Raw genomic sequence first — 24,990 nt, 5'->3', positions numbered from 1 at the left:
GCAGCCTAATACAACCTATTATTCATTGGACGGAAGCTAAATCCGCCCGTGTTTTCGCAACAATTCGATACCCGCGGGGGTGATGGAGGTTCCTTGTCGGGTTGTTCCTGAACGAACCAAACCTTGCTGCTCTAGAAGTTTTAGCTTGTGTCGCAGTGCGCTCTCTGTCCAGCCTACGGATTGTAGTTCAGGGGAGTGCGCCAATTGATAACGTCCGACTGGTTTGTTAGATACGTAATAATGATGCAAGCAATACAAAATATCCAGGTCGCGGTTGTCGTCCAAATTGGGGATAGGAGCCGTCTGCTGCTTTTGAAACAGGCTATCCGTCAATCGTTTGGGGAGATCCTGAATGCCGATGACAGGATGCTCGCTTACCGTAATGGCATAGTCGACGACATTTTTCAGTTCGCGAATGTTCCCCCGCCAGTCATGGCGATAGAATAGCTCCATTACTTCTGGCGACCATGTTTTGCGAAAGCCTTGCTGCTCCAGATGCTCATCAATAAGAAGGGGAATGTCACTGATTCGCTCACGCAAAGCGGGAATCTGGATCGGCAGGACAGCCAAACGATAGAACAGGTCCTCACGAAAGCCTCCTTGGGAAACAGCGTCTTCCAAATCGCGATTGGTAGCAGCGATGATGCGGCAATCCACAGAGAGAATGCCTGTACCGCCCACGCGGATGACCTGCTTTTCTTGCAGCACGCGAAGCAGCTTGACCTGAATGGCTCCAGAGATGTCCCCAACCTCATCGAGAAAAATCGTCCCACCGTCCGCTTGCTCAAACAGGCCGGGCTTTCCGCCTTTTCGTGCTCCTGTAAAGGCACCGTCTTCGTAGCCGAACAGCTCGCTCTCCAGCAGGTTTTCCGGCAAGGAGGCACAGTTGATTGCGACAAAGGGGCCGTTTTTGCGTAGGGAGTGCTGATGAATGGCATGGGCGAACAGCTCTTTTCCCGTCCCGTTTTCCCCTGTCAGCAGAATCGTTTGATTGTTTTTTGCCATCTTTTTGCCGAGCTCGATGACTTGGAGAAGCGGTTGACTTTGTCCTTTGATATCGGAAAAGGAGTACGTCGCTGTATGACCGCGCAACGTAAGAGTAGTTCGCAAGCGTTGGATTTCGGTCACGTCTTTTAGCGTACAAACGAAGCCTAAATGCTCATGTCTGCGGCGGATGCTTTGACTGCTGACGATAAATTGTTTGTGATCAATGGTTACGAGGGCGTCCTCCTGATCTTCCTGCTCAAAAAAGGGTTGCAGTAAGCTGTGCTCCTTCAACACCGTGTACGGCTGTCCAACAATGGAGGATGCATGTGGACAAAACAGCTCAACGGCGACATCGTTGATAAACGTGATCAGACCTTGTTCGTTGCAAGCGATCACAGGGTCTTTGACTGCCTGAAAGGTAGATTGCAGCTGGCTGTTTAGCTTCTGTACTTCTGCGTAGGAGGTGCCGAGCATTTTCGCGAGCTCAGACATTTCTAAGATGAAGGAAGACAAGTACTCGCGCTCCCATTCACTGGGTACGCCTACCTTGCGACCGATATCAATCAAGTCATGAATGTTGATTTTGCGAAATCCGAGATCGATAACCTCCACTTGAGGAGGCAGCGGTACATCAGCGATGCTCATAATGATCGCGTACTGAAATTCGAGATCATCAAATGAACAGCCAGGGTGAAAAGGAACGTAATTGATATGATCGACGTTCGCTTCTATTAAATTTTGGATGACCTCTTGTGCCGTCACGGGCGAATTATTCATGACAGGGACGGTCGTCCCCGGAGGAATCTGCATCAGCGCTTTCATTTTGCGCAACTCGAAAAAACGGTTTAAAACCGTGATGGGTACGGAGTCGGCGACAGCTTGACGGGCAACTGTATACAGCTCCGGGGATTTGGTTGTGATAAAGACATGATCGACTCCGCTCAAATCGGGAATGTGCTCATGGCTGGCATAACCGATGATTTTACAATACGGCTCGAAATAAGCCCGCAGTTCTTTTATCAAAAATTCGAGAGTGTCCGTTCCTTTTGCAATCAAGACAATGGTGTGGTCCATGCTGCACCGCCTTTGCTCAAACAATCGTGAATGTTTTGTAATCTCATGATAGCACAATGCCCGGCTGTAATCGGATGGATTCGCTTGTATAGAGAGGAAAGACAAGGATTGATTTGCGGGAGGGGAAATGTGTTTTAATAGAAGATAGAGAAGATCAAAAAGCAATAACAGGAGCAGGAGGAATCAGCATGGGGGACAGAGTGGTTCCAGAGGTGCTGCAAATGATTGGGGAAGTCGTGCCAGACGGGGTATCGATTGCGATCTCGGACGGCTCACAATACTTGTACTATCAACCGAGTTCCAATATTGACTTGAAAATTACGCCAGGGGATCTCGTACCCATTGGCTCGGCTACACATCAAGCGCTCATGGAAATGGGAAAAGTGGGGCATCAGGTGGAGAGTCGTATTTTTGGCGTGCCGTACTACGGACTCTCACTTCCATTAGTGCGAAATGGTCAGGTCATGGGCTGTATTACCGCCATCTATCCACCTCAAAACGTTCCGCTCACAAATCCGGAGGCGCGTCTATCGTTTTTGGTCGGAAAAGGGGAGGACGGCTGGCTGCCCATTCCGTTAACGGAGATCGTCTATATCAGCTCTCATGAAGGAAAAACGCTTCTGCATACGGTTAGTGGATCGTATGCGAACAAATACAACATGGCTGAACTGGAGTACATGCTCCCGCAAGAGCGATTTGTGCGCTGTCATCGGTCGTATTTCGTCAATATGGAAACGATCGGCTTTATTCACCCGCATTTTCATTCGACGTTTTTATTGGAGATGAAGGACAAGCAAAAGACGAGAGTTCCTGTTAGTCAGTCGTATGCCAGCTCGTTTCGGCAATTGCTCGGCTTCTGAAATATCTGACAAATGAGAATGGTTCGCTGCCGTTTTTTCTTGATAGCCGTGTAAATTTTCTGTTTTGTTGAAAATCGAGTGCCCGCTCAGAATCCATGTGCTAGTGTAAAGGCAATAAAGATGGCATGGGAGGTCACAATGATGTGGGAGCGCTTACGCGATAAACGACTGGCAGATAAAATCGTGACGGCTGAGGTAGCAGCAGGATGGATTGAGGATGGCATGACAATCGGGTTAAGTGGTTTCACGCGTGCTGGTGATGCCAAGGTCGTGCCGCTCGCATTGGCTGAGCTGGCGAAAAAAGAGAACAAGCCTTTTGGCGTAAACGTATATACAGGAGCTTCACTCGGCTCCGATGTGGATGCCGTGATGGCCGAAGCGGGGATCATCAACAAGCGATTGCCTTTTCAAGCAGATCCGGTTATGCGCAAAAAAATCAACGATGGCAGCATGATGTTCGTTGATCAGCATCTGTCGCATACAGCGGAAGCAATTCGTCAGGGAGCGATAGACGCGATCGATTACGCAATTGTGGAAGCGGTTGCAATTACAGAAGAAGGCATGATCATTCCGGCAACGTCCGTGGGGAATTCCAATATTTTCGTGGAAAATGCCAAGTATGTCATCATTGAGTTGAATATGGCTCAATCGGTGGAGTTGGAAGGCATCCATGATATTTATACACCAGCGAAACAGGGAGAGCGTGAACCGATTCCGCTCACGTCCGTTGATCAGCGAATAGGTACAGCAGGGATTCCTGTCGATCCGGATAAAGTAAAAGGGATTGTCCTGACGAACCAGTTGGATTCTCCCTCGACGATTGTGGAACCCGACGAAGAAACGGCGCAGATTGCGGCGCATCTGATCGAGTTCTTGCGTCAGGAGGTAAAAGAGGGGCGATTGCCGAACAATCTCGCACCATTGCAATCGGGAATCGGATCGGTAGCGAATGCGGTTTTCAACGGATTTTTGGATTCGGAATTCACGGATCTGACTGTTTTCTCGGAAGTGTTGCAGGATGCGGTGTTTGATTTGCTTGATGCAGGTAAAATTTCGTTTGCTTCAGGCTGTTCGATCACGCTGACGGCTGACAAAATGAAGCATGTCACCGAGAATTTCGCCCAATACCGTGATAAGCTTCTGTTGCGTCCGCAAGAAATCACGAACCATCCGGAGCTGATTCGCCGCCTCGGTCTGATTGCGATCAATACCGCGATTGAAGCGGACATCTACGGCAACGTCAACTCGACAAATGTATCGGGTACGCGAATGATGAATGGCATCGGCGGCTCTGGTGATTTTGCTCGCAACGCACGTCTGGGCATCTTCGTAACCAAGTCGATTGCCAAAGGTGGAAACATTTCGAGCATCGTTCCGTTTGCCTCTCATGTGGATCATACTGAGCACGATGTAGATATTATCGTCACCGAGCAAGGCTTGGCAGACCTGAGAGGCTTGGCTCCGCGTCAAAGAGCCATCAAAATTATCGAGAACTGTGCGCATCCGATGTACCGCGATCAATTGATGGCGTACTACGAGGAAGCACTCACACGCGGCGGGCACACCCCGCATATACTGGAAAAGGCATTCTCCTGGCACGTACGTTACGCGCAGGAAGGCACGATGCTTGCGAAAAAGCCAGCGATGGTCTAGGCGATTGAATGATGAAAAAACAAACCCGCTCGGGCGTTGAAGCCTTGGCGGGTTTTTCTCGTCTTCATTGCCATGTAGGAAGTACCTTTACGTTTTTACGCTTGTAAGCTCTCCTGCCTTTTTTCTCTGGGGAGGCCATGTTGGCTGCTTGCGCGAGAGCTACCACGGTGTAGATGCCTCCGCAAAGCCCCAGCAGAATGCGGGATAGCATCAATAGGGAGAAGCTTGGGCTTATTGATGCGAGCAGGTTTGCCACTATGAATGAAAACAGCGTCCAAAGGATGAGTTTTTTGCGTTCTACTCCCGCGGTGAGCGCGATCAAGACCGGAGCCCCAAAAGCAAAGGCCAAGGAAAAGGCGGTCACTAACTGACCAGCGAGGGAGAGGGAGACATCGGTGTCATCTGCGATCATGCCGATGATTCCGGTCACGATTGACTCAGCCGTGCCAATCATGAATTCTCCCAAGGCTAGCAATAGGATTAAAAATTTTTTGGACAAGGTGGTTCACTCCTCGAGAATGTAGTGACATTTTACGAAACGATTTCTATAATTTACATACATGAATTAAGGTGTTTGCGATGAATGGCTTTCTATATACAAGTTATTTGGCAGGAGACACTTATGGATTTGAAAGGGTGATCTGCGTGGACCAAATCGATTATAAAATCATTAGCTTGTTGCACGAAAATTCGCGGATTCCATTCGCGGAGCTGGGGAGAATCATCGGGATGACGCAGCCTGCTGTGAAGGAGCGGGTCCGCCGTCTGGAGGAGCAGGGAATCATTACGGGCTACCACGCGTCGATCTCTCAGGAAAAGCTGGGCAAGCACACGACTGCTTTTGTCATGTTCCGCACCAAGCAATGTGCGGCGTTCATCGATTTCTGCAAGCAATCGCCGGAAGTGACGGACATGTACCGGATCAGTGGGGAGTACAACTACATGCTGAAAGTGGTAACAAGGTCGACGGAGGAATTGGTTGCCTTCTCGGAACGTACCGGGGATTTCGGATTCTCCTATACGTTGATCGTGCTAACGGCACCGTTTGAGCAAAAAATGATGCTCGAGGAAGAGAAAATCTTCTGATTGTGCTTCTGCCGAACAAAAAAGAGGCTCCGCCGTATCAGGGCGAAGCCTCTTTACTTTTGCGTATCGCGGAAATGCTATTTTTGCCGTACATACTGCTCGTCCTTCATGAACAGACGCCAGAAATAAATAAAACCGGGTACGAGAATCGCAAAGCCGACCATATAACAAATAAACAGAGCGTGAAACGTATCCGGATGTGTAAAGCTGGACTCAATCGTCACTTGGGGATAGACGATATAGGGGAGGCGCGCTGCACCGTACGCATAGCTGGCGAGCAGGTATTGCGTCGTGGCGACAATGACCGCAATTCGCGGAAGATGGATGCCGAAGTATCGACGGTCTTGGGGCAGGAGGAGAGCGATATAACTAATGAAAAAACAGACCGCCGATGCAATCAGCCAAGGCAAATAGTCGAGCATGCGGTCATATAGCCATTTCGCCTCCAGTTGCATCGTGAGCACGGTAACCAATGCCGCAAGCAACGTAATCGGCCCCAGAAGCACCGCATCCCGGCGGTAGACGGTGAAGGCTTGGTTTTCACCTGCGACGAAGGAGTAGTCTGCGAGAAGCAGCGACGAGAGGAAGAGTGTGCTGCTGACGGCAAGACCAATGAAAGAATAGACGTGCGGGCTGGTCAAAAACAGTCCCCAATCGAGATACTCCACACCATTTATCGTTCGAGACAACCCGCCCTGTGTCACAGGAAGCACGCTGATTAACAGAGCCGGCACCAATATCCCGGTAACGCCGGAGACAATGCTGAGCATCTTGTCATACTTGTGAATCAGATGCGAAAACACCATGAACGTACTACGAATCAGCATCAATAACACCACGAGACATCCGGGAACCAGTAGCAGGCTCCCTAATGTGTAGGTCGCGCCAGGGAAAAAGGTAACGAGCGCGACAACAATTAACACGATAAAGACATTCACGACCTCCCAGGAGGGCGAGAGGTAGCGATTGGCGATTTGAGTGGCTTTGGTTTTTTCCCGATTCAAATAGATCATCGACCAAAAACCTGCACCGAAGTCGAAGGAGGCCGCGACGGAATAGATGACGACGAAAATCCAAAGCAGCGTAATGGCAATAATCGTGTCGGTCATACCGTTCCTCCGTCCACTTTCGGCTGTTCTGGCGGATCGAGCTCCAAGGGGTGGCGGCCAAAATAGCTACGGAATACGAGCAGGGTGACGATCGCGAAAAATACGTACACCGAAAGGAAAATCCAGAACAGGGTAGAGATGCCTGCCGCTTGGGTAGCAGCATCTACTGTTTTCATCACACGATAAACTACCCATGGCTGGCGTCCTGTGCAGGCAAAAATCCAGCCGAATTCGATGCCTAATAAGGCGAGCGGTCCACTCGCGACAAATACCCAGAGAACCCAACGGGGAAACTGAGAGCGTTTCAGGAGCTTCTTCCAAGCGAAGCCGATGAAACCAACGAAGATCAACAAGCTGCCGATGATGACCATCCCGTTAAACAGCGTATGGACGTAGAGTGGAGGCCACAGTTCCTGTGGAAAATCGTCCAGACCGACCACGACCTCGTCAAAGCGATTGGCTGCAAGGAAGCTGAGCGCCCATGGAATCTCGATGGCGTATTTGACTTCTTTCGTCTCGGGATCGGTAAAGCCGCCAATCGCGAGTGGGGCGTATGCTTGTGTTTCAAATAGTCCTTCCGCAGCTGCCAGCTTTTCCGGCTGGTATTTATGCAAAAGCTGTGCGGATTCATGACCGTTCAATGCGGTTAAAAGGGAAAAGGTGCCGCCCACAATCAAGCCGGCCAAGAGTGCTTTTTGATGATACAAATAAACCCGACTGCCTTTTGCAGCGCGCAGCATTTTCCACGCTGCCACTCCAGCGACGATGAATGCCCCCGTCATATAAGCAGAGACAGTTACATGACCTGCCGTCACGATAAAGCTGGGATTGAAAAAAGCTTTCCACGGGTCCACGTCGACGATCTGCCCATCGACCATCCGGAACCCAGTTGGAGTACCTTCAAAGGCGTGGACATTCGTAATCAGAATCGCGGAGGCCGTCGCACCAAGCAAAACCATGAACAAACTCAACAAACGCATGTTGCGGGATAGGCGGTGAGCCGCGTAGACGTAGATGGACATAAATAAAGCTTCCACGAAGAAAGCGAATATTTCGATCTGAAAAGGCAGCGAGATCACCCTGCCGACAATCTCCATGAACCCAGGCCATAACAGGGAAAGCTGGACCCCAGCAATCGTTCCAGAGGGGATCGCGACACCTAGCAAGATCGCCTGGGCTTTTGTCCAGCGTTTGGCCATAATCTCGTAATCACGGTCACGCGTCCGCCAAAAGAGGAGCTCTACCAGTAAGATCATGAGCGGGAGACCAACGCCCAAGGTCGCAAAAATAATGTGAAAGGCCATAGTCGTCCCGAATATGGCTCTGGTCATCACGATATCTTCCACGTTCAACTTCCTTTCTGATCGGCACCAAAAATTGTTAACGATTTCCTCGTTAATGTCCCATGAGGAGGCGGAGTTTATACGAAAAAGACCGTCACAAAAATGTGACGGTCGGGCTTGATGATAGAATAAGGGCGTTTGGAAGAATTGATTATTTACGATAGAGTGGATAATCAACCTCAGTTGGTACTTGAATCAACACCAGGCGGAGCGGAGCATCCATTGATGCTTGGTAGATGGCTGTGTTGCTTTCCTCGGAGGAGAGAACGACAAAGTCACCTTTGGTTGCCGGGGTGTGGTTCTCGTTGACAGTTGCTTTCTCTGCAACGCTTCCGTTCCCTTCCACTATGACGACTGCGTGAGCATAACCAGCCGGGAGTTCTTTTGCATATGATTTTCCAGCGGGAATCGTGATGTCGCTCATCAAGGAATCAGTGACCAACTGAATGGGCGCAGCCGATCCGATGATGTGTTTCACTTGCACACCATCAACATCCTCAGACGGAAACTCCTCATGATCATACTGATGGTAAGTCGGAGGTTGCTTCGTCGTTTGTGCGAGATGCGGTTCAAACCAGATTTGAAACATTTCCGTATCCTTGCCAAGTTCTTCTGCATGGTACGCACCTGAACCGGTTTGCATGATCTGCGCGCCGCCTGTCGACACCTCTTGAAGATTTCCGAGTGTGTCCCGATGTCCGACTGTCCCTGTGAGGACGTACGACAAAATTTCAAAGCCGGAGTGAGGGTGCAGCGGAATTTCAAATGTCTTCAGTGATTTTGCCCAGGCCCAGTAAAAAAGTGGTCCTACCCGTTTAACAACGGAGCCTTCATGAGGGAAGCCAATTGGTTTATTCTCTACGATTTCACCGTCGCCAAAATGTCCTTTTGCTTGCTCGTTCTGTGTGTAGACGCGGACTTCCATCTGATGTACCTCCCTTAGTACGATTGCTGGCTTACGGGTGGTGAGGAGTCACCATTAAAACAAAACGTATGCGCCCGGACCGATCAACGCCACACCAATAACAACTGCGATTAACGTCAGGTTGTATTCGAATCCGTTTTGTGTGACCCAATATCCATTTTGACCGTGTACCTTCAGAATGGCAACCAGCATTGTGAAAGCAAGCAGAATAGAACTTGCCCAGATACCTACGCCTGCCGCAAACATCAGACCGCCAACGAGCTCAGACAATCCAGCGACAAAGGCCATCGCTACGCCAGGTTTCACTCCGATGGACTCCAGCCAGCCACCTGTTCCTTTCAAACCATAACCGCCAAACCAGCCAAACAATTTCTGCGCACCATGACCTGCAAACGTCAAACCGATGACCAAACGAATCAATAACAATCCAGTATCCAACACATTTCATCTCTCCTTAATTATTTTTAATTAGTATATCTTTATTTTAAGATATTCGTCCAAAAAGGCTGGCGGGCCTTAGAAGGATTCCGCCAGTTTTGCTGCTTTTTCTACACCAGCTGCAACGAGCTCAGCTGCTTTGTCTTGGAATTGGTTGTGACCTTCTACGATCACTTCGGATACATTGCTGATGCCCCAGAAGCCGAGGATCGTGCGAACGTATTTGTTTGCCATTTCAATCTCAGCCATAGGGCCTTCGGAATAAACGCCACCGCGTGCGCTCAACAGAGCTACTTTTTTGTCGCCCATCAGACCAACTGGACCTTCAGCTGTGTACTTGAATGTTTTACCTGCTTGGGAGAGGTAATCCATGTACGAGTGCAGAACAGCAGGAACAGTGAAGTTCCACATTGGGAAAGCAAATACGATTTTGTCTGCTCCTGTAAATTGGTTCAGGTATTTGTTAACCAAGTCAGCGCGTTTTTGCTCATCGGCAGACAGCTCGATGCCATTTCCTGCTTTCCACATAGCAGTCAGCATGTCGTTACCGTAATAAGGGAGGTTTTCAGCAAACAGATCCAACTCAACGATTTCATCGTTTGGATGTGTTTCTCTGTATGTTTTGGTGAAAGCTTCGTACAGCTTTACGCTTGTTGCCTGCTCAACTGGGCGATCGTTTGCTTTAATAAAAAGTACTTTACTCATGAAAATTTTATTCCCCTTCCATTTAGTAAGTCGCTAACTTTTAATGTGTAAATCTTGATTTTAAGATTATTACGTATCAGATCTTTTGTCAACACTTTTTTAAAACGATTGTGGTGGAGAGAGGGGCCTGCTCATCTAATAAGTAGCCTGAGCAGTACGTCCCAACTTTTTTAGCAGTTCGATTGCTTGACGCTGTTCTTCTGGTGTGAGACCTTCCATCGCTTTCTCAATGGAGAGTTGATGAGGAGGGAAGATTTCAGACAAGAATTGATGCCCTTTTTCAGTGAGTTCCGCAAAAATGACGCGGCGGTCTGCCGAACAGGGCTTGCGAATGAGCAGTTGCTTCTTTTCGAGTTTGTCCACAACGTATGTGATGTTTCCGCTGGAGATCAAGATTTTTTCGCCAATTTGCTGCAATGGTTGAGGACCTTTATGAAATAATACCTCTAGTACCCCGAATTCGGTTGGATTAAGTCCATGTTGGCGAATGTGACGATTGGAGTGAGCGGTAACCCAGTTGTATGACCTCGATAAAACTACAAAAAGATCGAGGGGATCATTTCGCAGTGGTTTGTCAGACATATGGACCCTCCTATACATCGAAATTTCGATATCTTTAATTTAAGATAATCCTACATGATCTTATTCAGATTTGTCAAATTGAGATAAAAAATAAAATGAAAAACACGTCTGTACAAACAAATGTCCTTATGATAAACTTTTGTTTGTAAACGAGCTGTGAAAGCGAAACAGAAGAAAGGAGGATGACCGTGGAAAAAGACATGCAGATACTTCATCATATCCGGCAAAATCCTTTTATCACGCAACAGGAGCTGGCTGATCTGATTGGCATCTCACGTTCAGCGGTAGCTGGCTACATCGCACAGTTGACCAAACGCGGGGAAATCAAAGGACGGGCTTATGTACTTCGTGATGAAGGAATGATTGCTTGTATCGGTGGAGCAAACCTGGACCGCAAAGCACGCGGCAAGCAACAGGTGCGTCTACAATCATCCAATCCCGTAACGATTATGGAATCGTGTGGAGGGGTGGCACGGAATATCGCGGAGAACCTCGGTCGTCTTGGCTGCAATACGTCACTCATTACCAGCATTGGTGAGGACAAAGAAGGCGAATGGCTCTTGCAGGAGACGAAAAAGCACGGGGTGCACATCAGCCAGGTGTGGCGACTGCCTACACAGCGGACGGGAACGTATACGGCGCTTCTCGATATTGATGGCGAGATGGTTGTTTCCTTGGCGAACATGGATATATACGATGCTCTCACACCGGAGATGTTCGCGGAAAAATGGTCGCACATTGCAGCAGCCCACGTGGTTTTCATCGATACAAACATTCCGGCGGACTGCTTGGCCTACATCATCGAACGATGCCGGGAGGAAAACATCCTGCTCTTCGTTGACCCGGTCTCTTCCATTAAAGCAAAGAAGCTCCCACAGCAATTGGACGGAGTAGAAGCGATTTTGCCGAATCGCGAAGAAGCAGAGCTGATGGCTGGCATGAAGATCACGACGATCGAAGAATGCGCCGAGGCTTGCCGCAAGATCAGGGAACGAGGCGTCAAGCACGTCATCGTGACCTTGGGCGAAGAAGGCATTTACTATCAATCCGAGGACGTTGAGGAGCATATGTCTCCATATCCAACGGAAGTGGTAGATGTAACAGGTGCGGGAGATGCGTTCGCGTCGGGACTCTTGTATGGCATTGTAAACGGAGAGTCTTTCCAGAGAGCGTGCCGTCTTGGATTGGCAGCATCCGCTCTGACATTGCAAACAGAGCAGTCCGTATCTCCTCTATTAAAAGCAGAACAATTGGAACTGGCCGTAGAACAATTCGAAAAGGAGCGATAAGAGATGAAACAATATTTGACCTTTACTGAGGAAGTACGCCACGCACTGGAGAACAACCTGCCGGTAGTTGCTCTGGAGACAACGATTATTTCGCACGGTATGCCATATCCGCAAAACATTGAAATGGCAAAAGAAGTAGAGCAAATCATTCGCGACAACGGTGCTGTACCAGCTACGATCGGGATCATGGATGGCAAAATCAAAATCGGTTTGACTGACAGCGAGCTGGAAGAGTTTGCGACGAACAAAAATGTAGCAAAAGTAAGCCGTCGCGACTTCGCGTACATTTTGGCAAGCGGTAAAATCGGTGCGACTACAGTAGCCGCTACCATGATCGCAGCTGAGATGGCTGGCATCCACATGTTTGCAACTGGCGGTATCGGCGGGGTACACCGTGAAGGCGAAATCACTTGGGACGTATCTGCTGACCTGACTGAGTTGGCGCAAACAGATGTAGCTGTAGTATGCGCAGGTGCGAAATCGATCCTCGATATCGGCCGCACACTCGAATATTTGGAAACACAAGGTGTACCAGTTGTGGGCTACCGCACAGATGAATTCCCATCCTTCTTCGCTCGCGAAAGCGGATTTGGCGTAGACATGCGCATCGATACACCGGAAGAAGTCGGTAAGATGATGAACACCAAATGGGATCTGGGACTCAAAGGCGGTATGATTATCGCGAACCCAGTACCAGAATCTGATGCACTGAACCACCAGGAAATCGAGGCTGTGATCCAGAAGGCACTCGCAGAAGCAAAAGAAAACAACATTGCAGGTAAACAGGTAACGCCATTCATGCTCGATAAAGTGAAAAAGCTGACAGAAGGCAAGAGCTTGGCAACCAACATCGCGCTGGTGAAACACAATGCTGAAGTAGCTGCGAAAATCGCGGCAGCTTATCAGAAAGAAGCGAATCAAGGTAAATAAGAGAGATTGAACAACAAAACAGTCAAAGAAAAACGAGCCTCTAGAATCGCTTCTAGGGCTCGTTTCGTTTATTTTACTCACTCCCACCAATGTTGCATTCCACGGATTCCAACGTCCCACAGCTTAGCGTTTCCGGAAACGATAATGGTAATTTCGTTTACCTCGTTAAAAGGCAACTCCCTCAAAGCCTCTGCCCCTTGATAGGATTGTTCGTTTAACTGAGATATTTCTTGTCCATCTACGATGATTTTGGCTTCACCCTTAGAGTCTCCATTGTCGGGAATGCCGAAATAGAAATAAAGCCAGACATTTTTTTGGTTCCCCAGAATATAGTTGTATGTTTTGATTGATTCCCCTTCATTGCTATACACGTTCATTTTCGGCTCTATTCGCTCACCTGCTACGGTGAAACTTGGGAGGTTCTCAGTCATAGGTGTAGTTCCTGTCACTTCTTTCATAACAGTTAATGACTGAATAGGGCCTTCTCTTTTTTTGATGATTTCAGAGACCACCATGACTCCAATTATAAGGACAACAATAGATAGAGCAGAAGCCATGAGCTTTTTATAAGAAATGTTTGAAGAAAATCCAACTCTATAGGCAACATAACCAATCGCTGCCCCTAATGTATTGGAAATCACATCATTTATATCAAAGCTACCAAGATAGGTTAAAGCCTGAACTGTTTCTAGAACGAGAATCGCTAAGACAAACAAGGATATGAACTTCCCAAATCTTACACGATACAACAGGGGAAATAATATTCCAAAAGGGATAAAAGCAGCAACGTTTCCGAAATCAACAATCCATGAATAATTTAGTTCTGGAAATTTAAGTGGTACTCCTTCTGGAACAAGGATAAAGGTGTAACTATCTACACTGGTTGCACCGTCGAGCCTGTTAAACGCAAAGAACATAAAAAATAAAATTAAAATCGTATAGCATATGGTACCAGCTAAAACGACTTTCCGTGATTTCGTTTCCATAATTTCAATCTCCTTAAAGCTATTTGTATCTGAATGATTTTACTCTGAATGAATACGTAAGTAATTAGCTGTTAGTCACATACTTCATTAACGGTGAGAAGCTCGGGGATGACATTGCTGTTAAGAAGTACTGCCATATGTTTGGAAGGAGACCGCCCGAACAAAGTGAGGAAAAAGGCGACTGGAAAACATGTGGCAGGGCTTCGTCCGGCAGAATAGCTGGATGACAACTAAGCATTTTCCCTGTGTTTTCAGCACTTGAAGCCCATTTAGAAAAAAATTGAAAAAAGTACTTGATATACCCTCAGGGGGTATTGTATAGTAAAGGTGTGATCAGGAAACAACGTAAGGGAAACGATACGATAAAATATACCCCTAGAGGGTATTTGGAGGGATTATAATGAGTGCCAAAACAGCAGAGGCAACAGTCGCAATCTCAGGGATGACTTGCGCAGCTTGTGCACTGCGCATCGAAAAGGGCTTGGGAAAAATGGAGGGAGTGGAGACTGCCAACGTCAATCTGGCTTTGGAAAAATCCACAGTCGTCTTCGATCCAACGAAAACGAACATCGACGACATCCGCTCCAAAATTGAATCGCTCGGCTATGGCGTCGTCACTGACAAGGTGGAGCTAAACATCTCGGGAATGACATGTGCGGCTTGCTCCACACGGATCGAAAAAGGCTTGAACAAAACAGATGGGGTTCTGAAAGCAAACGTGAACCTGGCGATGGAAACAGCCACTGTCGAGTACGATTCATCACAGGTAAGTGTGACGGACATCATTCAAAAGGTAGAGAAGCTAGGGTATCAGGCGACTCGCAAGGAAGATGGAAAAGAAGAAGAAAAAGTAGATCGTCGCCAGGAAGAAATCAAACGTCAGACCCGCAAGTTCTGGATTTCCGCGATTCTGTCGCTCCCGCTGCTCTGGTCGATGGTGAGCCACTTTTCCTTCACCTCGTTTATCTGGCTGCCTGAAATCTTGATGAATCCGTGGGTACAGCTCGCATTGGCAACACCGGTACAATTCATCATCGGAGCACAGTTTTACGTGGGAGCTTTCAAAGCCCTTCGCAACAAGAGTGCCAACATGGATGTGCTGGTTGCTCTCGGTACCTCAGCTGCTTATTTCTACAGTTTATGGGTCGCGATCAATTCCATCGGTGCTCATGGCGGCCACATGCTGGAGCTGTACTTTGAGACCAGTGCGGTACTGATCACATTGATCGTCTTGGGTAAACTGTTTGAGATGAAAGCAAAGGGACGCTCTTCGGAAGCGATCCGCAAGCTGATGGGCTTGCAAGCAAAAACAGCAGTAGTCGTACGGGATGGCGTCGAAATGACCATTCCTGTAGAAGAAGTGAGACTGGGCGACGTCGTTCACGTGAAGCCGGGCGACAAAGTACCTGTCGATGGCATCGTCATGGAAGGACAGTCCGCAGTCGATGAATCCATGCTGACTGGCGAAAGTATTCCGGTGGATAAAGCCGCAGGCGATACCGTTATCGGCGCCACCTTGAACAAAAACGGCTTCTTGAAGGTTCAAGCAACCAAAGTCGGAAAAGAAACGGCTCTGGCGCAAATCATTAAAGTAGTAGAAGAAGCACAAGGAACAAAAGCACCGATTCAGCGCGTAGCTGACAGCATCTCCGGGATTTTTGTCCCAATCGTAGTAGGGATTGCCATTCTTACCTTCTTGATCTGGTACTTCTTCGTTATACCTGGCAACTTCGGTGAGGCTTTGGAAAAAGCAATTGCTGTACTCGTAATCGCTTGCCCGTGCGCCCTCGGTTTGGCTACACCAACCTCGATCATGGCGGGATCTGGACGCGCAGCTGAGCTGGGTATCCTGTTCAAAGGCGGGGAGCATCTGGAGACGGCTCACCACCTGGATACGATCGTCCTCGACAAAACAGGGACCGTAACCAAAGGCGAGCCAGAACTGACAGACGTCATTGCGATTGATATCGAAGAACAAGAGCTGCTCTCTTTGGTCGGTGCGGCTGAGAAAAATTCCGAGCACCCGTTGGCTCAAGCCATCGTTCGCGGTATTGCGGATAAAGGAATCACTCTGTCCGATACAGCTTCATTTGAAGCCATTCCTGGTTTCGGTATCCGGGCAACCGTCTCTGGCAAAGAAGTACTCGTCGGTACTCGTCGCTTGCTGGAAAAACATCAAATTTCGTACCAAGCAGTGTCTGATACCATGCTGGCACTGGAGCGCTCCGGTAAAACGGCGATGCTCGCAGTCGTCGAAGGCAAGCTCGCTGGCTTGATTGCCGTAGCGGATACGATCAAACCAACCTCCAAGCAAGCTGTTCAGCGCATGAAAGCAATGGGATTGACTGTAATCATGATGACCGGTGACAACCGTCAAACTGCCGAGGCCATTGCCCGTGAAGCAGGAATCGATCACGTCATCGCAGAAGTCCTGCCTGAAGGCAAAGCCGCAGAAGTGAAAAAACTGCAAGCACAAGGAAAAAAAGTCGCGATGGTCGGCGATGGTATCAACGATGCACCAGCACTCGCTACCGCTGACGTCGGTATGGCAATCGGTACAGGTACAGATGTGGCTATGGAAGCAGCAGATATTACGCTGATGCGTGGCGAACTGACCAGTGTCGCAGACGCCATCGAGATGAGCAAACGCACCATCCGCAACATCAAGCAAAACCTGTTCTGGGCATTGGCCTACAACACCTTGGGCATCCCGATTGCCGCCATCGGCTTCCTCGCTCCATGGCTTGCCGGTGCCGCAATGGCCTTCAGCTCCGTATCCGTTGTACTCAACGCACTAAGACTGCAACGAGTGAAGCTGTAACAACAGTAACAAGCGGCTTTGTCCGCCTTACCTATACAACATAAAATGTAAGGAGAGATTGATCATGACAAATATCACATTGAACGTAGAAGGTATGTCTTGCAACAAATGCGTAGCCCGCATCGAGAACACATTGAAAGATCTGGGTGCAGAAGGCAAAGTAAACCTGGCTGAAAAAAAGGTTGAGGTTTCCTACAACGAGAGCAACTTGACTCTCGATGCAGTAAAAGAAGCAATCGAAGACCAAGGCTACGACGTCGTTTAATCGTCGTACCTTTGAAAAAGCTCCTGCCTGATTCATTGAGGCGGGAGCTTTTTTCAATTGTGATTGGAGTAGCTGTAGTGGAGGGGAAGAAGCCCATTTCCAGTCTACGCTTCGGCCTACGCCCCGCAAGGGGGGGAGACTGTTCGCTCCGAATTGAACGGCGGGAGCGATTCAAAACTGAAAACGTTACAACGTTTTTGTATGTGATAAAAGCTGAAAACCCCCGCCATTCATTTCTCCGCTAGGTAGGGCTCCAGAGGCGCTAGGACTGGAAATGTTCTTCTTCCCAAGCAGCTTTTTACTACATTTTGAAAGCAGCATTCAAGCTGTCTTTTAAAAAGTATGTAGAAACACAACAGCTCGTAGAGGAAACAGGAGAAATAAGCGAAGATCTTTGGACACACCTACCGAGGCGTAGTGAAAAAAAGAGAAACTGCTTTTAGCGTCCACCTCTGAGGCGCATCCTGAACAGTCAACTTTGGACGCGGTTTCGCTTTTTTTCACGGAGCCGGGCACCCCCTGCTCCCTCGCAGGGGTTCCAAGAATCTGAGCGTTTTCTCCTGTTTCCTCCCCACCACAACAGCGAGTATAGCGCACTAATCTTTCAATCGAATAAGCAACCAACAGCTAATTCAATCCGACTTATAAAGAAAGCCGTAATCCGGTTAAAACCGTGCTAAACGAATGTTCACAATAACTGGAAGCGAGCGTATAATTCAAATCACAATCACGATTCAATAGGAAACAACACATACGGCCTAGTTCCGAGATTCTCGGAAGCGGGGGAACCAATCTTTTGGGGTTAATCCTGAGTGATCAGGAGGGATGAGGAAATGTCTTCTCTGCCATCCTACCCGTCAGCTAACCTCGTCGGCCAAAGCAGGGAAGGTCATGGATGGATAAAGTCTAGGCATATAATGCGCAACAAGGGGATTCCTTGCGGGCGTGTGATAGGCCGATGCAGGCTTTTTCTTTGGGACCTTTGTTCTGGAGAAAAAGGATGGATCGGCCTATTTTTTTATGAAAATACCGACGAGCAGCTTACGCCGATACAGTCGTGAAGGAAATGCTGTGGATCGCTGGGAGGCAGTTGGTACGACATAAACCGCTGACAATCGAAATCAGGAAGACAGAGTACAGGGAGTCCCGAAAATGGACGCCAGGTATTACGTAAGCCTGCGGATTTTCAACACGAGTAAAAATCAAGCGTGCCTTGGTTTTGCTGGGGTGTGGAAACTTCGCGGGCTTTTTACATTTACGAAAAAACGAAGGATGAGGGATACCATGCCCAAAATGAAAGTCCATCAACTGACAAAAGTGTTCGGTAAGCAGCCCGAGCTGGCCTTGAAGCTGCTGGCGGAAGGACGTACAAAAGAACAAATTTACAAGCAAACGGGCCAGTCTATCGGGGTAAATCAGGTCAGCTTTGAAGTCGAGGAAGGTGAAGTCTTCGTCATCATGGGCCTGTCCGGCAGTGGCAAATCCACCTTAATCCGACTGTGTAATCGACTGATTGACCCAACGAGCGGAAGCATCGAGATCGATGGGGAAGAGATCGTGGACATGAAGGCGACAGCTTTGCGCGAGGTGCGGAGGAGGAAGCTCGGGATGGTTTTCCAAAATTTTGCCCTGTTTCCGCAGCGGACGGTACGGGAAAACGTGGAGTTTGGTTTGGAGATTCAACAAGTACCACCAGGGCTCCGGCAAGAAAAAGCACGGGAAGCGCTCGCGCTCGTTGGATTAACCGAGTGGGAAAATGCGTACCCGGATCAATTGAGCGGAGGGATGCGCCAGCGGGTCGGATTGGCGCGGGCGTTGGCTAATAATCCAGATATTCTCTTGATGGACGAAGCATTCAGTGCACTGGACCCGCTCATTCGAAAAGACATGCAGGATGAACTGCTGGAGCTTCAGATGACGATGAAAAAGACGATTCTGTTCATTACACATGACTTGCACGAGGCGTTGCGGCTGGGCGATCGGATTGCCTTTATGAAAGACGGGCAGATCATTCAGATCGGCCGCCCGGAAGAAATCATGGCAGACCCAGCGGATGAATTCGTGCGGAAGTTCGTGGAGGATGCCGACCTGTCCAGGGTCCTCGTTGCTGAAAATGTGATGAAACGGGCAGAAGCAATCACTCCTGACAAAGGGGCGCGAGTGGCGCTGCAACTCATGATGGATAACGGCGTGTCCAGCTTGTACGTCGTGGACAAAAAGCGCACACTACTCGGCTTGATTACGGCGTATGACGTTTCACTCGCGATCGGTACGGGAGATTCGCTGGAGACGATCATGAAAACCGACCTCCCTACCGTTTCACCTGACGCACGTCTGCACAGTTTGTTCCCGATGATGGCAGATCTGCACGTCCCGATTGCTGTAGTGGGCGAGCAGAAGCGTTTGTTGGGTGTCATCGTAAAAGGAGCGGTGTTAGGCGGGCTGGTAGGCAAAGTCAATGTCCAAGAGCACCAGAGAGCAGAGGTGATGAGTGATGGACGTCGTGCCTAAGCTGCCAATTGGCGAATGGATGGAAGGGTTCGTGGAGGTGCTGGGCCAGTACAAAGGGGTATTGTTTGATCCAGTGTCTATCGTCATTTCCACGATGGTGACTTACTGTTCCACGGTTTTGGCAGAGATACCTTCGCTGATTCTCATCTTGCTGCTAGGGGCCTCTGCGTGGGTTTTTGCAGGGAGAGCGTCCATGGTCTTTACGGTTATCGGATTTTCTCTCATCCACAACTTGGGGTACTGGGATGAAACGATGGAGACATTGGGACTCGTCCTCACTGCCACCATGATTTCGATCGTCATCGGGATTCCGGTGGGCATTCTTTGCGCGAGACACGATACGTTTCGCAATCTGGTCACACCAGTACTGGATTTGATGCAGACGATGCCAGCGTTCGTTTATTTGATTCCCGCGATCTTTTTCTTCGGCTTGGGCGAGGTGCCGGGAGTCATTGCCTCCGTTATTTTTGCTTTGCCGCCAATCGTGCGTCTCACGAACTTAGGCATACGTCAGGTCCCAGCGGAAATGGAGGAAGCGGCGGACGCCTTTGGCGCAACTGGGTGGCAAAAGCTCGTGAAAGTACAACTGCCGTATGCGAAATCGACGATCTTGGCGGGAGTTAATCAGTGCATCATGCTCGCCCTGTCGATGGTGGTCATAGCGGCTATGATCGGGGCGAAAGGCTTGGGTGCAGACGTATATCGTGCCGTTTCGCAAGTGGATATAGGAAGAGGATTCGAGGCGGGGCTGTCCATCGTGATCATCGCTATCGTCTTGGATCGGCTTACTCAACATGCAGGAAAAAAGGAGAGAAATACATGATGAACAAAACGGTTCCAGCTTTACTGGCAGTGATGATGGGAGCGACAGCTTGGCTCGCAGGCTGCTCCAGTCAAAACACAAACACACAAATACCGACAGCAACGATGATTGGTCCTATCCCTTCCGAGACGTCGGACAACGCGCTAGGAGAAAAGCTCGACTACAAAATCATCGGAATCGACGCAGGAGCAGGCTCGATGGTGAAGACAGAGGAAGTCATGAACCTGTATGGCTTGGATAAATGGCAGCTTGTCGAAGGCTCAGATGCAGCGATGACAGCAGCTTTGATCAAGGCGTACGAAGCAAAGGAACCGATTATCATTACAGGCTGGACGCCGCATTGGATGTTTAAAAAGATGGATTTGAAATACTTGGCAGACCCGAAGAACGGCTTTGGCGGAGCGGAACAAATCCATACCATTGTGCGCAAAGGGCTGAAAGAGGATCAGCCTGCTGCCTATCAATTTCTGGATAAGTTCTGGTGGGAGCCAGCCGATATGGAGTCAGTCATGGTCCAAATGATTGACGGAAAAGATCCGGAAGTGGCCGCTGCGGAATGGGTAAAAAACAACGAAGCCAAAGTAGCGAAATGGGTAGAGGGCATCCAGCCTGTCCAAAAAGAGAAGCTGACTCTCGCTTATGTAGCATGGGATTCCGAGATTGCCAGCACGCACGTCGTAGAGCATGTGCTGGAGCAGAAGCTGGGGTATGAAGTCGAATTGAGTCAGGTGCAGACTGGACCGATGTGGGCAGGAGTGGCCATTGGGGATGTAGATGGGATGGTTGCGGCTTGGCTGCCGTCTACAGATACGAGCTATTTGAAAAAATTTGGTGGGCAAATCGAGGATTTGGGCCCGAATCTCGACGGAACCAAAATCGGACTCGTGGTTCCTTCGTACATGAACATCTCGTCCATTGAGGATCTCCAATAAGGAAGGGGAGGCGCTGCTATGAAGCATTATCTCGTAATTGGCAAGGGGGAAGCATTCACTTCTTTTGTCCGGACACTATGCTGCGACAGTTTGCCTGCTTTTTGGGGAAGGAATCCCGGTGCCTTTTCATTGACAGCGGGGCCTGGAGACAAGACGATTCAGCGTTTTTTGCCCATCTCATTTGACGAGTGCTACCGCGATCAGGAATCCTTGCTGCTCTACCATTCCGTCTACATCTTTCCCGATGAGTGGGCGGAGGGACGTGACTTGCTGACACTGTTCAAGCAGCTAGGCACCTGCCGGATTTTTGTGATGACGCAGGAGCATCGGAACGCGATGTTATACAAGGCGCTTGGGGCGAATCACGTCATCGTGAGTCAGCCCGGGTATAAAGGCTACGGTTGGTTGGCTGAACAGATGAGTGGGTAAGAGAGGAATAGAAATGGCTCCGCCTGCAAATGAGGCGGAGCCTTGTTTTCGTGAAATTAGCCCAACATTTTTTCGAAGTCCTTGTCCAATACATAAACTTCGATTCGTTCACCCATTTTCGTGCTGATGTCGCTATGACTCGATAGTACCTTGCAGCTTGTCAGCTTTTCTACGATTTCTTCTGATTCTTCACTGTACATCTCACGGAGAACCTCGCGCATTTCTTTTACGATGCGGCGACCTTTATCGTGACTGGACAGATGCTTTTCTTCGACGGTGAGAACACCCTTGAATCTGACAATGACCATATCACCGACGATGTAGGTCTTCGCTTCCTGTGGACCTCGTCCAATCAGATCGCGCTGAAATTTTATGAATGCTTCGCTGATTTCGGCTTCCAGCTTTTTTTTGTTAGAGATGGCCAAACGCCATACCTCCCATAATTTATCATTGTGCCTAATATTACTCAGCAGTCTTGGGGCTGTCAAACAAATAGGCTGATAATGTGAAAACGCGAGAGAATCGATGAAATATCATGATCGGATAAGGCCTGATAGGTTTAAATCGCTTACACGGATAAAGAATGCAGAAATCGTGTGAAAAAGACTGAAATAGGACATTAACATCCGATTATGCCGGACGTATAATGAGACTCGTAACCAACAATTGCAAATATGGCCAAATCCCGAGGCACTCGGGAACGGAGGACCCAATCAGTAGGGGTTAATCCCACGAATGAATCGTGGGAGGGATGAGAAACTCTTTCGCCATCCTACCCGTCAGCTAACTTCGTCGGCTAAAGCGAGGGAGGTCTAAAGACCGCCTGTTTGAGGAGGCCTTTTTGTTATCCTTATGGGACGACAAAGGTTGACTCGAAACGTAATGCAGGTCTTTTCGTTTTGCTCAAAAACGGTCAATGACCGTTGTTACTTACAAGTAAATAGCTGTTTTTTTGAAAAAGGAAACGGGAGACAAAACGCAAAGAAGGCAACTTCAAGTCGGCTGGGCGTTAGGTAGACCAATGAGTACTTTTTCTCCGATACAAAGGATCGTTTTATTTGCCGCGGAAGCGGGCGACTTCGTTCGTCTGTTCATCTTCAGCTCGGTCAAATACGGCGGTCTTTCGGGGAAATCGTAAGCATTGGTCTATTTTTTATCCCAAATGGCAGGTTTTCTTCAAAAAAGAAATCTTGTACAGGGGATAGCGAGAGAGACGAGTCGGCCAGACTTCACGGAATAGTTAGTACGACAAAAAAGGAGGGACATTGCATGGACGTGGTTTCCATACTGCTCTTGGCGCTTTCATTCGGTGTATTTTTTGCACTCATCAAGTTTTGTGACGCCGTGGTAAGAGAACAGGGAGGGAAAGAGAAATGATCTGGTTGCTGCTGATTGTGGCAGGGCTTGCGTTGTACCTGTGCCACGCATTGATTTACCCGGAAAAATACTAGGGGTTACCCGAATCATTCGTTTATTTGGAACCATTTTTTAGAGGGAGTAGGAGGAACTGTCGTGGACTTTATACAAATAGCGTTGGTTTTGGTGGTGCTTTTCGTGCTCGCCATACCAATGGGAAAATATTTGGCACGCTCCTTTTCGCTGGAGACGACCCGATTGGACCGTGTTTTTGGTGGGTTGGAAAAAGCGATATACAAGCTGTCTGGCATTCGCGTAGCAGATATGACCTGGAAGCAGTACGCAATGGCTGTTCTGGTCAGCAACATTTCAATGGTAGCTATTGCGTATCTCTTGCTTCGTTTGCAAGGGATGCTGCCCGGAAACCCAAGCGGTATTGCAGCGATGGAGCCGTTGCTTTCCTTTAACACGGCTGTCAGCTTTTTGACGAATACGAATCTTCAGCATTACAGCGGGGAGAGCGGATTGTCGTATCTATCGCAGATGCTGGTCATTATTTACCTGATGTTTACGACGCCAGCGACAGGGATCGCGGTCGTGATGGCCTTCATGCGAGGGCTGACCGGACAGCGCAGCATCGGTAACTACTACGTAGACTTGGTGCGTGCTCACACACGGGTGTTGATTCCACTGGCGATTGTCGTGACACTGCTCTTGGTATCCCAAGGCGTGCCGCAGACGATGGAGCCGACGGCAACAGCGACAACCATTAGCGGAACGGAGCAACAAATAGCTCGCGGTCCGGTTGCTTCACTCGTATCGATTAAGCATTTGGGAACAAACGGAGGCGGATTCTTTGGGGTAAACTCTTCACATCCATTTGAAAACCCAACACCGCTAACAAACGTGATCGAAATTTTGTCGATGTTCTTGATCCCAGCGGCACTGCCATTCGCATTCGGCTTCATGGCGAAGAGCCGCAAGCAAGGCTGGGTTATTTTTGGAGCGATGTTCGTGATGTTCCTGGCGTTCCTCATTACGGCGTATGCCAATGAAGTAAGCGGCAACCCGGCGCTGGAGCGGGCTGGCCTGTCACAACAAATGGGCAGCATGGAAGGAAAAGAAGTCCGTTTTGGTATCGCACAAAGCGCCTTGTTCACTGCCGTGACAACAGCGGCAACAACAGGAACCGTGAACAACATGCACGATACATTGACTCCACTTGGCGGCTTGGTTCCGCTCGGTGAAATGATGCTCAACTGCGTATTCGGCGGAGATGGCGTCGGGACGATTAACATTTTGATGTATGCGATTTTGGCTGTATTCTTGGCGGGCTTGATGGTAGGGCGTACGCCTGAATTCCTTGGCCGCAAGATCGAAGGAAAAGAGATGAAGCTGATCGCCATCGCGATTCTCGTTCATCCCCTGATTATTTTGGCGCCAACCGCTATTGCATTGGCGACAGAAATGGGTTCGTCTGCAGTGTCGAACCCAGGTTTCCACGGTATTTCACAAGTGCTGTACGAGTACACTTCTTCGGCAGCCAACAACGGTTCTGGTTTTGAAGGATTGGGCGACAACACGCCATTCTGGAACATTTCTACCGGACTCGTCATGCTGTTCGGTCGATACGTCTCGATCATTACGATGCTGGCGGTAGCAGGCTCCTTGCTCGCAAAAACGCCGGTACCGGAAACGATGGGTACACTGCGCACAGACAATAGTGTATTCACCGTGATTTTGATTGCGACTGTGGTGATCGTAGGCGCACTGACATTCCTGCCTGTGCTTGCGCTCGGCCCAATCGCCGAGTGGCTAACGATCCGTTAAAAGAGGAAGTTCAAAAGCCGACTTTTTGAACAACGAATGAAAAATGAATACTAGAG

The 24,990-nt window shown here is 49.0% G+C and carries 23 protein-coding genes and 2 riboswitches; of the genes, 13 read left to right on the top strand and 10 right to left on the bottom strand.

The genetic code is table 11. From position 1 onward, the window contains the following. Window positions 1–36: 36 nt before the first annotated feature. A complete protein-coding gene (locus tag ACM6JA_RS06440) occupies window positions 37–2,061 on the bottom strand; it encodes a sigma 54-interacting transcriptional regulator (protein WP_414851648.1) in 2,025 nt (674 codons plus the stop codon). A gap of 188 nt (window positions 2,062–2,249) precedes the next feature. On the opposite strand from ACM6JA_RS06440, the gene ACM6JA_RS06435 reads away from it, so the two are divergent. Continuing rightward, complete coding sequence (locus ACM6JA_RS06435; protein WP_414851647.1) at window positions 2,250–2,921, top strand: LytTR family DNA-binding domain-containing protein; 672 nt, start codon at window positions 2,250–2,252, stop codon at window positions 2,919–2,921. A gap of 141 nt (window positions 2,922–3,062) precedes the next feature. After that, window positions 3,063–4,574 (top strand): acetyl-CoA hydrolase/transferase family protein, encoded by a 1,512-nt coding sequence (locus tag ACM6JA_RS06430; protein WP_414851646.1) that lies wholly within the window; start codon window positions 3,063–3,065, stop codon window positions 4,572–4,574. 64 nt (window positions 4,575–4,638) lie between these two features. Here the strand turns inward: ACM6JA_RS06430 and ACM6JA_RS06425 are convergent, their stop codons facing one another. Further along, the gene (locus ACM6JA_RS06425) at window positions 4,639–5,073 is read right to left on the bottom strand and encodes an MFS transporter (RefSeq protein WP_414851645.1); all 435 of its coding nucleotides are present in this window, start codon (window positions 5,071–5,073) and stop codon (window positions 4,639–4,641) included. An 80-nt stretch (window positions 5,074–5,153) separates the two neighbouring features. Between ACM6JA_RS06425 and ACM6JA_RS06420 the strand changes: the two genes are divergently transcribed. Next, a complete protein-coding gene (locus ACM6JA_RS06420; protein ID WP_173620976.1) occupies window positions 5,154–5,660 on the top strand; it encodes an Lrp/AsnC family transcriptional regulator in 507 nt (168 codons plus the stop codon). Window positions 5,661–5,737: 77 nt separating this feature from the next. Here ACM6JA_RS06420 and ACM6JA_RS06415 read toward each other — a convergent pair whose 3' ends face one another. From ACM6JA_RS06415 to ACM6JA_RS06390, 6 genes are all read right to left on the bottom strand, one after another. Then, window positions 5,738–6,769, bottom strand: coding sequence for a cytochrome d ubiquinol oxidase subunit II (locus ACM6JA_RS06415; RefSeq protein WP_414851644.1), 1,032 nt, complete (start codon window positions 6,767–6,769; stop codon window positions 5,738–5,740). Next, entirely contained in the window at window positions 6,766–8,100 is a 1,335-nt protein-coding gene (locus tag ACM6JA_RS06410; RefSeq protein ID WP_414851655.1) for a cytochrome ubiquinol oxidase subunit I, read from the bottom strand. The genes ACM6JA_RS06415 and ACM6JA_RS06410 overlap by 4 nt, the downstream gene beginning before the upstream one ends. A 163-nt stretch (window positions 8,101–8,263) precedes the next feature. After that, entirely contained in the window at window positions 8,264–9,037 is a 774-nt protein-coding gene (locus tag ACM6JA_RS06405) for a pirin family protein (protein ID WP_414851643.1), read from the bottom strand. Between the two features lie 54 nt (window positions 9,038–9,091). Further along, window positions 9,092–9,478 (bottom strand): DoxX family protein, encoded by a 387-nt coding sequence (locus ACM6JA_RS06400; RefSeq protein ID WP_376898793.1) that lies wholly within the window; start codon window positions 9,476–9,478, stop codon window positions 9,092–9,094. 75 nt (window positions 9,479–9,553) lie between these two features. Continuing rightward, window positions 9,554–10,180, bottom strand: a complete 627-nt coding sequence (locus tag ACM6JA_RS06395; RefSeq protein ID WP_007728929.1) for an FMN-dependent NADH-azoreductase — start codon at window positions 10,178–10,180, stop codon at window positions 9,554–9,556. Window positions 10,181–10,315: 135 nt separating this feature from the next. Then, window positions 10,316–10,762 carry a MarR family winged helix-turn-helix transcriptional regulator gene (locus tag ACM6JA_RS06390; RefSeq protein ID WP_414851642.1) on the bottom strand — a complete coding sequence of 149 codons (447 nt, stop codon included), beginning with the start codon at window positions 10,760–10,762 and terminating at the stop codon, window positions 10,316–10,318. A 188-nt stretch (window positions 10,763–10,950) separates the two neighbouring features. Between ACM6JA_RS06390 and ACM6JA_RS06385 the strand changes: the two genes are divergently transcribed. Further along, window positions 10,951–12,051, top strand: a complete 1,101-nt coding sequence (locus ACM6JA_RS06385) for a carbohydrate kinase (protein ID WP_017247166.1) — start codon at window positions 10,951–10,953, stop codon at window positions 12,049–12,051. 3 nt (window positions 12,052–12,054) lie between these two features. After that, window positions 12,055–12,981: a pseudouridine-5'-phosphate glycosidase gene (locus ACM6JA_RS06380; protein WP_007728920.1), complete on the top strand. Its 927-nt coding sequence runs from the start codon at window positions 12,055–12,057 to the stop codon at window positions 12,979–12,981. 77 nt (window positions 12,982–13,058) lie between these two features. Here the strand turns inward: ACM6JA_RS06380 and ACM6JA_RS06375 are convergent, their stop codons facing one another. Next, complete coding sequence (locus ACM6JA_RS06375) at window positions 13,059–13,967, bottom strand: VanZ family protein (RefSeq protein ID WP_414851641.1); 909 nt, start codon at window positions 13,965–13,967, stop codon at window positions 13,059–13,061. Between the two features lie 400 nt (window positions 13,968–14,367). Between ACM6JA_RS06375 and ACM6JA_RS06370 the strand changes: the two genes are divergently transcribed. The 6 genes from ACM6JA_RS06370 (at window position 14,368) to ACM6JA_RS06345 (ending at window position 21,748) form a co-directional block, all read left to right on the top strand. Next, window positions 14,368–16,788, top strand: a complete 2,421-nt coding sequence (locus ACM6JA_RS06370; protein WP_414851640.1) for a heavy metal translocating P-type ATPase — start codon at window positions 14,368–14,370, stop codon at window positions 16,786–16,788. A gap of 64 nt (window positions 16,789–16,852) precedes the next feature. Continuing rightward, window positions 16,853–17,053, top strand: a complete 201-nt coding sequence (locus ACM6JA_RS06365; protein ID WP_012684125.1) for a cation transporter — start codon at window positions 16,853–16,855, stop codon at window positions 17,051–17,053. 745 nt (window positions 17,054–17,798) lie between these two features. Continuing rightward, a riboswitch (cyclic di-AMP (ydaO/yuaA leader) is annotated at window positions 17,799–17,945 on the top strand. A gap of 392 nt (window positions 17,946–18,337) precedes the next feature. Next, on the top strand, window positions 18,338–19,564 hold the full coding sequence (locus tag ACM6JA_RS06360) for a quaternary amine ABC transporter ATP-binding protein (protein ID WP_414851639.1): 1,227 nt from the start codon (window positions 18,338–18,340) through the stop codon (window positions 19,562–19,564). After that, window positions 19,548–20,387, top strand: coding sequence for an ABC transporter permease (locus ACM6JA_RS06355; protein ID WP_414851638.1), 840 nt, complete (start codon window positions 19,548–19,550; stop codon window positions 20,385–20,387). Before ACM6JA_RS06360 ends, ACM6JA_RS06355 begins: the two co-directional genes overlap by 17 nt. Next, the gene (locus tag ACM6JA_RS06350; protein WP_414851637.1) at window positions 20,384–21,319 is read left to right on the top strand and encodes a glycine betaine ABC transporter substrate-binding protein; all 936 of its coding nucleotides are present in this window, start codon (window positions 20,384–20,386) and stop codon (window positions 21,317–21,319) included. Before ACM6JA_RS06355 ends, ACM6JA_RS06350 begins: the two co-directional genes overlap by 4 nt. An 18-nt stretch (window positions 21,320–21,337) precedes the next feature. Next, window positions 21,338–21,748: a hypothetical protein gene (locus ACM6JA_RS06345; protein WP_414851636.1), complete on the top strand. Its 411-nt coding sequence runs from the start codon at window positions 21,338–21,340 to the stop codon at window positions 21,746–21,748. Window positions 21,749–21,804: 56 nt separating this feature from the next. On the opposite strand, the gene ACM6JA_RS06340 is transcribed toward ACM6JA_RS06345, so the two are convergent. Continuing rightward, window positions 21,805–22,173, bottom strand: coding sequence for a DUF2294 domain-containing protein (locus tag ACM6JA_RS06340; RefSeq protein WP_007728893.1), 369 nt, complete (start codon window positions 22,171–22,173; stop codon window positions 21,805–21,807). A gap of 241 nt (window positions 22,174–22,414) precedes the next feature. After that, window positions 22,415–22,561, top strand: a riboswitch (cyclic di-AMP (ydaO/yuaA leader). A gap of 560 nt (window positions 22,562–23,121) precedes the next feature. On the opposite strand from ACM6JA_RS06340, the gene kdpF reads away from it, so the two are divergent. After that, a complete protein-coding gene (kdpF, locus tag ACM6JA_RS06335) occupies window positions 23,122–23,199 on the top strand; it encodes a K(+)-transporting ATPase subunit F (RefSeq protein WP_081496885.1) in 78 nt (25 codons plus the stop codon). A gap of 61 nt (window positions 23,200–23,260) precedes the next feature. Then, entirely contained in the window at window positions 23,261–24,934 is a 1,674-nt protein-coding gene (gene kdpA, locus ACM6JA_RS06330; RefSeq protein WP_414851635.1) for a potassium-transporting ATPase subunit KdpA, read from the top strand. Window positions 24,935–24,990 lie beyond the last annotated feature (56 nt).

The sequence above is a fragment of the Brevibacillus sp. IT-7CA2 genome (assembly GCF_949767855.1).
Classification (GTDB): domain Bacteria; phylum Bacillota; class Bacilli; order Brevibacillales; family Brevibacillaceae; genus Brevibacillus.
The sequence above is the reverse complement of the archived record's forward strand: the minus strand, read 5'-3'. Positions and strand labels throughout refer to the sequence as shown.